Source organism: Thermocladium sp. ECH_B (assembly GCA_001516585.1).
Classification (GTDB): domain Archaea; phylum Thermoproteota; class Thermoprotei; order Thermoproteales; family Thermocladiaceae; genus Thermocladium.
On sequence record LOBW01000079.1, the window covers coordinates 1 to 8,027 of the forward strand.

Below are 8,027 nucleotides of genomic sequence, written 5' to 3' on the forward strand. Positions count from 1 at the left end.
GTAATTCCCAAGGTAATTACCAGTGAGAATAATAGTATTCGGGCTCGGCTTTATAGCCACTCACTTAGCTATTGAGTTATCAAGCATGGGCGAGGTCCTGGTCACATACAGGAACCTAACCCCACTAAAGCGCGAGTATGCATCACTATTGAGAAATAAGGCTGAACTAGTTAAGATCGATCCATTAACGAACGACTTAGGAAACATAATTAATGGCGCAGATGCCGTGGTGAATGCGATTGGGGCATTAAGCGGCGATTTAAGGGCGACGCATATAGAGGTACCCAAGCTAATTACTAGGGCAGCCGTGAAGGCTGGAGCCACGCTAATTCACATAAGCGCATCAAACGTCCTGGGACCGCGTGGATCCTTCGTCACTGAGGAGGAGAAGCACTGTGAGGGGGCTGCTCCAAGCAATGAGTATGAATACACTAAGTGCGAGGGAGAGAAAGTGGTTTATGGGGAAGCAATGAAGGGAGGGATTCCCTTCGCCATAATCAGGCCGACCCTGGTCTATGGCGAGTACGCCGCCCATGGCGAGTGGCTCCTCATGTACAGGGCAGCTAAGTTAGGTATAATACCTAAGGTAAGGCTAAGCGTTTCCTCCATAAGCGCGGCCAGCCTGGCACGCATGGTGAGGGAATTGATTAGAGTGAAGCCGCATGGATTACACATGTATGCAACGGAATGCGGCCAAGTGCCGATATATCGGTTCATGGAGATCATGAGCGCCGCCCTCATGAGGCGGGTAATCAAGGTGCCAACCCCCTCATTCCTCGCAATGCTGGCGCTACCGAGCAGCGTGCGGCAACTGGCTAAGTATGCGGGGGTAAGTTATGATTGCTCCAAGTCAAGGGAATTGATTGGGGAATTAAAGTTTGATGAGGAGCAAGTTAGGAGGAATGCATTATTCCTAAAGAGATTAGAGGAGTTGAGGATCAGTGGACCATGATGAGCTATAATTGAGGAGCTTCCTCCCCAGGTAGCCGCATCCCCTTAACATCGCTTAGCTTTACTTCAGTATAATTCGAGAATAAGTGTATGGGGACCTGCATGAATCTATCCTCACTCCAAGTAGGTTTTAGTTCTCCCCTTAAGTGAATCTTAGCGCCGCAATACTTGCATTTGCCATCCTCTATATTCCACTCAAGCAACTCGAAGCCTCGCCTCCTTATCACTACTCTACCACAGCTTGGGCAGTGAGTGTTTTCCAATTCATGACCCGGAACATTCCCTATATACACATAGAGCAATCCCTCCTCTCTAGCAACCTCTGCATGCTTCTCCAGCGTCTCCACTGGGGTAGGCGGGATATCCAGCATCTTATAATCCGGGTGGAACCGCAGGAAGTGAACAGGGGTCTCAGGCCCAAGCTCATCCACGATCCAACGCGCAACGCGCCTCGCGTCGCTTAAATCATCCCCAACACGGGGCACCACTAGATCGGTCACCTCAACATATATGCCCTTCCTCTTTAACTCCCTTAGGGCAGCAAATATGGGTTCTGGGCTTGGTACCCCCACGTATCTCCTCAGGAACTTCTCGCTTGCATTCCCCTTTAGATCCACAGTGATCGCGTCAAGGAATTGAGCCGCCATGCTTATCGCCTCATCAGTCATGTATCCATTGCTCACGAATGAATTGAAGAGGCCCCGCTCATGCGATAGGATTCCGACATCCCTCGCGAATTCCATGAATATGGTCGGCTCATTATATGTGTAGGCGAAGCCGTGAGCCCCATAAGCGGCAGCTAAATCAACAAGTAATTGCGGCGTTACCTCGAATCCCTCCACTCTTCGCCTTTGGCTTATATCGGCATTTTGACAATACTGACAGAACCATGAGCAGCCCGTGGTCGCTATGGAGAACACGGCGCTGCCTGGATTAAAGTGATAAAGCGGCTTCTTCTCGATGGGATCTATGTGCGCTGCAATTACTCGACCATAATTCATTAAGTAAAGCTTGCCATCTATATTCCATCGAATTCCACACGCGCCCCAAAGCCCAGGCGATATTCTGCATCTACGTGGACAGGCCGTGCACTTCACTACTCCATTACTGAGCTCCTCATATAGTTGAGCCTCTTTCATGACTTATTTCTCGTATCTCTCCTTATTAACCATTCCCTCCAGTTCACGCGCTATCTCTATCCAGCTCTTTCCGCTTCTTGCCATCTCGATAACCATCATTCTAGTCTTTTCCGCGCACACGAGGAAGTCGCGTACAACCATGTCCCTAATCAATGGATTAACATTAATCATGTTGCTTAGCTCCAGAACCTCCGCCAGGAACCTGGCCAACACGAATTCATTGCTTAGCTCTATTATTTTGCTCATAACTGCCCAGGCGCTTTGTGGATCCCTCACTTGAATGCCTAGCCCTAGTAATCTTGATGATGAGTCAAGGATCTTCATGCATATTTGAACCGCGTTTTCAGGAGTTACCCTAGATAAATCTTCACTTAGTTCATTTTCCAGGTAACTCACTTCCTCTCTACCACTATTATATCCTCATTAACGAAAATGTTTTCCGGCTTAAACCCAAATTCCTTAAGTATTTCCCTAACCTTGTACCTATGATCGCCCTGTATCTCTATCTTGTTTCCCTTGATGGTTCCTCCAGCAGCTAATCTACGCTTTAATTCCTTAGTTAAGTCATCTATCTCGAGCTTCCTAATGTCGCTGCTATCTATATCGATGACCGTGACATAATGGCTGCGCCTCTTCTCAGCACTAATCCTAACTATTGCTTGCTCCTTGGCTATTTCCTCCGTTATTTCCTCATTATTCCCGAGAAGAGAAGAAAGTAAGTCCTCCACATTATCCTGCTTTTCTCCAATGGTTCCATCATCGGACATGCCTTACTATNCCCCCATTCATTAGCCCACGCACTAATTTAAAAGATTTTCGCCGAACGCCCATAATTAAATGCCTATTAACCAAAGCACTATCTTACTGACCTCCTTTCAGCCCCAAAGGGCGAGATTTGTCGTTCGTTTTATCAGGGGGACCTTAAGCGCGAAAACAAGAATTAATGGATTCGGCATAAATTAGGTTTAAAGATAATCCTCGCCCCCAGATGGAACGAGGCTTATTTTTGAATTGCTTTCCTTATTTAGCCGATAGCTTACGCGCTTCGCGCTCGGTCTCCTTAAGCATGAGGATGTCGCCAACCCTCACGGGACCCTTAATGTTCCTAGTAATGACTCTGCCCTTATCCCTGCCCTCAAGGATCTTAACCCTAACTGTGCTAACCTCGCCTGCTATTCCGGTTCTATCAAGTATCTGAACCACGACGGCAGCAGATGCATCCTCATAGGGGCTCAGCTTCTCCTCGCTGGCCACCTAACCTCACCGTCTCTGCCTGCGTTGAGGCTCCTCCTGGCGCTGCTGTGGTTGTATGGGATTCAATCCAGCCTTGGCCCTAACATCATTTAATTGAGTAACTAGGTCCTCTAATTGTTGAGACGCTTGGCCCGGCTCTATTATAACCGCAGCCGCTGCCGTGGCCTCTATTCCAGCCGACTTACCTAGCTTCTCCTTGCTTGGAACATATATGTAGGGCACTCCCCTCTCCTCACATAGAAGAGGCAGATGAGCCACTATTTCCGGCGGATCCACGTCCTCAGCTATTAGAACTAGCCTAGCCATGCCTCTCTCTATCATTTTAGTGGCTTCATTGCTTCCCTTCTTTATTTTGCCGCTCTGCTTAGCTAAACTGAGCACCTCATACGCCTTATCCGCTAACTCGGGCGGCACCACGAACCTAACATAGAATGGCTTGCCCTGCGGCGGATTCCCGTAGAAGGTCCTCGGGTCTATGGAACTCATGTACCCTCAACGAGCCATATAATAGGCGGTTAAAAATTTTCCGCAGAGCCAACCCAAATCCCCTCATCATTGGAGAACATCATTAAATGATATTGCTCATTCATATTTACATTAAAATTATAGATGCATTGCCGACCTGGAGTTAAATCCCATTCACGGAGGCCACTAATTCAAGCAAGCTAGTCCTCAGTGAATCCAAGTCGCCAATGAAGTTATTAAGCATGGCTATATCAATTATTGGGATCGGCAACTCCGCGTCCTCCTTCTTCCAGGAAACAATGATTGGATATATGCGTGCGTAATGAATGGGGAGCCCAAGCCTTTGGATTACGCTTAACCAATTATCCCTTATCAGCTTAGCCTTCCTTAGATGCGACTCAGCCACGCTCTTCATAGCGTTCCTCCTCCNCTTCTTTGCCTCAATCAGCAGTACATCGCTTCCCTTCACGGAGATAAGATCTATTTCCATTGATTCACCGCTCAATCTAAGCCTAACGTTTCGCAGCACCGCGTATCCCCATCGATCCAGTATGAATCCCACCAAGTCCTCGAATTCCCTCCACTCGATCCCATCGATTAATTCCCCTAATCCACTTGGATCCAACTGCAGCGCCAAGAAGAGTCGAGGCACGGTTAATTTCCAGTAGGAACCAACCCAAGTATTAAGGTGCTCAATCCCTTCGCTGAGCGAGTTAAGTATTCTGCTAATGATGTCCTCCCCAAGATTCGACTCATTCATCAGTGACTCCAGCGAAAAAACTTGATTAGACCTACTAGTTAACTTAAAAAGCGACTCCACGAATCTATGAATTACGTGATGACTTATTTCATCCATGAATGGGTGATTAGAGGGTCAGGGTCTGAGAAATACTTTTCGCCACCAATTAGTCCAGGAGCCCCTCCTCAGCTATCCTGNAGAGAGCCTCCTTCTCTGGATGCATTGGGGAATCAAATATCTTAGCTATCCTAGTNTTCTCCTTGCTTTTCCTGAGCCATAGCCTATACGTTGCGCCATGTGCAACCACGTTGCCGCCCGCGGGTTTCTGTGGGTTCCCAAAGAAGACATCGGGTTGCGCTATTACTTGATTGGTGAACACCACGGCTATATTATATAGATCCGCTATCCTGAGGNGTTGGCTAATGAAGTGGTTAAGCTTTTGCTGGCGATCAGCCAAGTTCTCCCTCCCCGGATACTCCGCCCTGAAGTGAGCCACAAGGGAATCAATAACTATTAGCCTTATGTTCTGTTCCTCTATTATCTTCTTCGCCTCATCTATTATGATCATTTGATGATCGCTGTTATAGGCCCTTGCATATAATATGTTGCGAAGCGCCTCCTGTGGATCCAATCCCCTATACTTAGCTATTTGAATAACCCTCTCCGGCCTAAACGTATTCTCGGTATCCACGTACAGCGACTTCCCCCTAAGCCCACCCTTATCCTCAGGTAATTGAACCATAACCGCCAATTGATGGCATAGCTGAGTCTTACCCACGCCGAACTCACCCACCAACTCAGTTATGGCCCTAGTCTCAATGCCTCCCCCCAATAGCTCATCTAGAGCCTTAACGCCTGTCGATATATACTTCACGCTTCTCCTATTCTCATAGACCTCAANCGCGGTCACGAATGACTTAAGACCAATTAATCGCTGGGCTGATTGAATTATTTGCTTAGCCCTATCCTCGCTGCCAACAACGCCTAATAGGTCACGTATGCTAGCGTACGCAACATTACGGGCATTCATGAATCCAGCCTCCTTAAGCTTTTGGGCAGTTACCTTGCCCACTCCATCTATCTCCTCGACATCTATTGCCTCCCCTTGCTGTGGTTGCTCCTCCGCAGCCACTGGTTCCTCCGCCTCTCCCGTCTCCTCACCATACTCCTCCGCCTCTCCCTCAATAGCGTCTTTTTTCTTGGGCATTCTCTCAACAATCCACAATTTAAACCCTTGTTTAAAAACCTAACTAAATAAATGGGAGCCAATCATGCAACGGTCAATGAATCTTTAAAGGCTATTCGCGGTTCCCGATTTTAGTTGTAATGCAAGGAGGGCGTAGTCACGTTATTCCTGGAAACTTAGGACTTGGTGATTATTTTCAATTACTGGGAATCAGCGTTGCATAATTCGTCACTCCTCCACAAAGACCCGTAGCTCATCATTTCCCTGTGGAGGAGGAGATCTCATTTATTAATTTGATGGGGGTCATCTTTGTCTCTGTTCTCTGCTTGTTCATGTTCTCCATTATTTCGTCAAGCTGGTCCTCTAACTTGCTTACCCTCTTATCAACGTAATTAATGAAGTAATTAAGTGCAGCCCTCACCGGCGCATTGACTATTCCATTCAGGTAGAACTTATTAGCTATGTCCTTAGCCCAATAAATGCTATGGTGAAAAACTGCCTTCAATAGCTCTATATGTTCCGGCAGTAAGTTATACTTATAGAGCCAACCGCCTTTATCGCTCCTCACGTGATTCATGGGAACATAGAATAACGGCACCAATAGGCTTCTATATGGTCTCATCCTATCCACTAGCTCTATCGTCTCCATTACATCATCCGGAGTCTCCCCGGGGAGCCCTATTATCATCGTGACGGCCGGAATAAGCTTAACCTCATGCATGACCGATAAGCCCTCCGTGACAACGGTCCACCAATCCTCTATCTTATATGGAGCGGCCTTGCCCGGCATAATCATCTTGGCTAGCCTCCTGGAGCCCGTTTCCAAACCAACCTCGGCGCCCCACCAATCCTGGTTCTCGTCCTCTATTATCTCCGCTAACTTGGTTCCCATCTTGTACTTCGTCTCTCCATATAGGAAACCGCCCAGCGTGGTGTGGCTCCATGCAATGGTCTTATAGTAGGACTTAACCAATTTATGCAAAGCTATTAATTTATCCATATTGGGCTCAATAGTGTCAGAACCATAGAGGGGCACATCATCTGAGTGAATCAATCCATGAACAACTCCATTCCTTACATTGATCTTCAACTCCTCCTCTATCTTGCTCAGCGGATACCAACGCATGGGCCTCAATGTGACTGAGCAGCAAGAGCAACCCCTTGGACAGCCCCGCCCTATCTCTATTAACCCATTCACGCTGGCTCCCTTTATAGTCGGTATCTCATCAACGCTAGGCACATCCCGCCTACCTACATATATGTACTTGGGAAGCGGTTCGTCATTGATTGCCCGCTCAACTAAGTCAACCACGAGCTTCTCCGCCTCCCCATCAAACACAGTATCGATTCCGAAGTGATTAATTAATTCAGGAAAGTAAAGCCACTGCCACGCAGAGGGGCCGCCAACCATGACCTTCAATCCATTCCTGGCCTTAGCTTCATCGATTCTCGGCTTGATTCTAAGCATGAACCTCTTAAATGTTAAGGCATTCAGCGGTTCCTTCCCGACAATCACCGCCCAAGTAGAGGACGGCGGATTAAGGCCGAAATAATCATGATGGCTTAGCATGAGTACCTTAGCCTTACTCAAGTACTTATCCACGTGATCTGGATCTATTATTGCAGCATTTATCCCAGCATCAATTAATGCGGCCTCCACCTTCCGCATGCCGTATGGAGCCTGGATTGGACGACCCAACTTATCCGTCTTCACCTTTGGCTCCGCTAACCACTCATGAAACTTCTCGGAAAGGAACGTGAAGGGGCCAAGCGTGACGAAGATTGGTCCAGTCGACAAGAATCCTAGGAACTCCTTTCCATGATAATTACTCATCATTGATCGATCTGTGGTCAAGATAACATCAAAGCCATTATTGCTTGATACCATGGCTACGCATAGGCATAACGGAAATAAATATTTTTTGTCGCAAAGCATGCTGTGAAAATAGCTATGCAACAAAAACCGACGACACTATACAGAGAGGAACCCCTTATGAGTTAACGAAATCAGGAATTCTCCAATAATTCTGGAAAATAAAGGAATGCTGGCTTCATCTGGCCCCTCCCCCGCCATTTGGCGAGGGTTCCCCGAGGTCTTGGGGGTTACGCCCCTTTCATGGGCACTACTCGTTCCCTTGGCATTGCGGGGTCGGTCCCTCACTCCCCACTGATTGAGGGGAAGCTAACTACCTCACCAGCACTAGGGCTTAGGCTTTACCCAGCCTTGAAAGGCGAGGCTTGTCGTTCATTTTATCAGAGAAGCCAATGTTGCACATAAAATCTATTAATGTTT

At 47.5% G+C, this 8,027-nt stretch carries 9 protein-coding genes; 1 reads left to right on the top strand and 8 read right to left on the bottom strand.

Annotation, left to right across the window (positions count from 1 at the left end):
* The first annotated feature begins 22 nt into the window (after positions 1–22).
* A complete protein-coding gene (locus AT710_08370) occupies positions 23–952 on the top strand; it encodes a hypothetical protein (protein KUO90736.1) in 930 nt (309 codons plus the stop codon).
* Between the two features lie 4 nt (positions 953–956).
* On the opposite strand, the gene AT710_08375 is transcribed toward AT710_08370, so the two are convergent.
* The 8 genes from AT710_08375 to AT710_08410 all read right to left on the bottom strand — a co-directional run bounded on the left by AT710_08375 (position 957) and on the right by AT710_08410 (position 7,622).
* Complete coding sequence (locus AT710_08375; GenBank protein ID KUO90737.1) at positions 957–2,090, bottom strand: radical SAM protein; 1,134 nt, start codon at positions 2,088–2,090, stop codon at positions 957–959.
* Positions 2,091–2,093: 3 nt separating this feature from the next.
* On the bottom strand, positions 2,094–2,486 hold the full coding sequence (locus AT710_08380) for a hypothetical protein (GenBank protein KUO90738.1): 393 nt from the start codon (positions 2,484–2,486) through the stop codon (positions 2,094–2,096).
* The gene (locus tag AT710_08385) at positions 2,483–2,857 is read right to left on the bottom strand and encodes a protein translation factor Sui1 (protein KUO90739.1); all 375 of its coding nucleotides are present in this window, start codon (positions 2,855–2,857) and stop codon (positions 2,483–2,485) included. Before AT710_08385 ends, AT710_08380 begins: the two co-directional genes overlap by 4 nt.
* Before the next feature lie 253 nt (positions 2,858–3,110).
* Complete coding sequence (locus AT710_08390; protein ID KUO90740.1) at positions 3,111–3,344, bottom strand: 30S ribosomal protein S28; 234 nt, start codon at positions 3,342–3,344, stop codon at positions 3,111–3,113.
* A gap of 6 nt (positions 3,345–3,350) precedes the next feature.
* Entirely contained in the window at positions 3,351–3,830 is a 480-nt protein-coding gene (locus AT710_08395; GenBank protein KUO90741.1) for a 50S ribosomal protein L7, read from the bottom strand.
* A 142-nt stretch (positions 3,831–3,972) separates the two neighbouring features.
* On the bottom strand, positions 3,973–4,569 hold the full coding sequence (locus tag AT710_08400) for a hypothetical protein (GenBank protein KUO90742.1): 597 nt from the start codon (positions 4,567–4,569) through the stop codon (positions 3,973–3,975).
* A 145-nt stretch (positions 4,570–4,714) separates the two neighbouring features.
* Positions 4,715–5,755, bottom strand: a complete 1,041-nt coding sequence (radA, locus tag AT710_08405) for a DNA repair and recombination protein RadA (protein KUO90743.1) — start codon at positions 5,753–5,755, stop codon at positions 4,715–4,717.
* Positions 5,756–5,990: 235 nt separating this feature from the next.
* Complete coding sequence (locus AT710_08410) at positions 5,991–7,622, bottom strand: radical SAM protein (protein ID KUO90744.1); 1,632 nt, start codon at positions 7,620–7,622, stop codon at positions 5,991–5,993.
* Between the last annotated feature and the right edge of the window lie 405 nt (positions 7,623–8,027).

What these genes read in the sequence shown, in the direction of transcription:
- AT710_08375 (KUO90737.1), bottom strand. Translation starts at nt 2,090, where the DNA reads ATGAAAGAGGCTCAACTATATGAGGAGCTCAGTAATGGAGTAGTGAAG.
- AT710_08385 (KUO90739.1), bottom strand. Translation starts at nt 2,857, where the DNA reads ATGTCCGATGATGGAACCATTGGAGAAAAGCAGGATAATGTGGAGGAC.
- AT710_08395 (KUO90741.1), bottom strand. Translation starts at nt 3,830, where the DNA reads ATGAGTTCCATAGACCCGAGGACCTTCTACGGGAATCCGCCGCAGGGC.
- AT710_08410 (KUO90744.1), bottom strand. Translation starts at nt 7,622, where the DNA reads ATGGTATCAAGCAATAATGGCTTTGATGTTATCTTGACCACAGATCGA.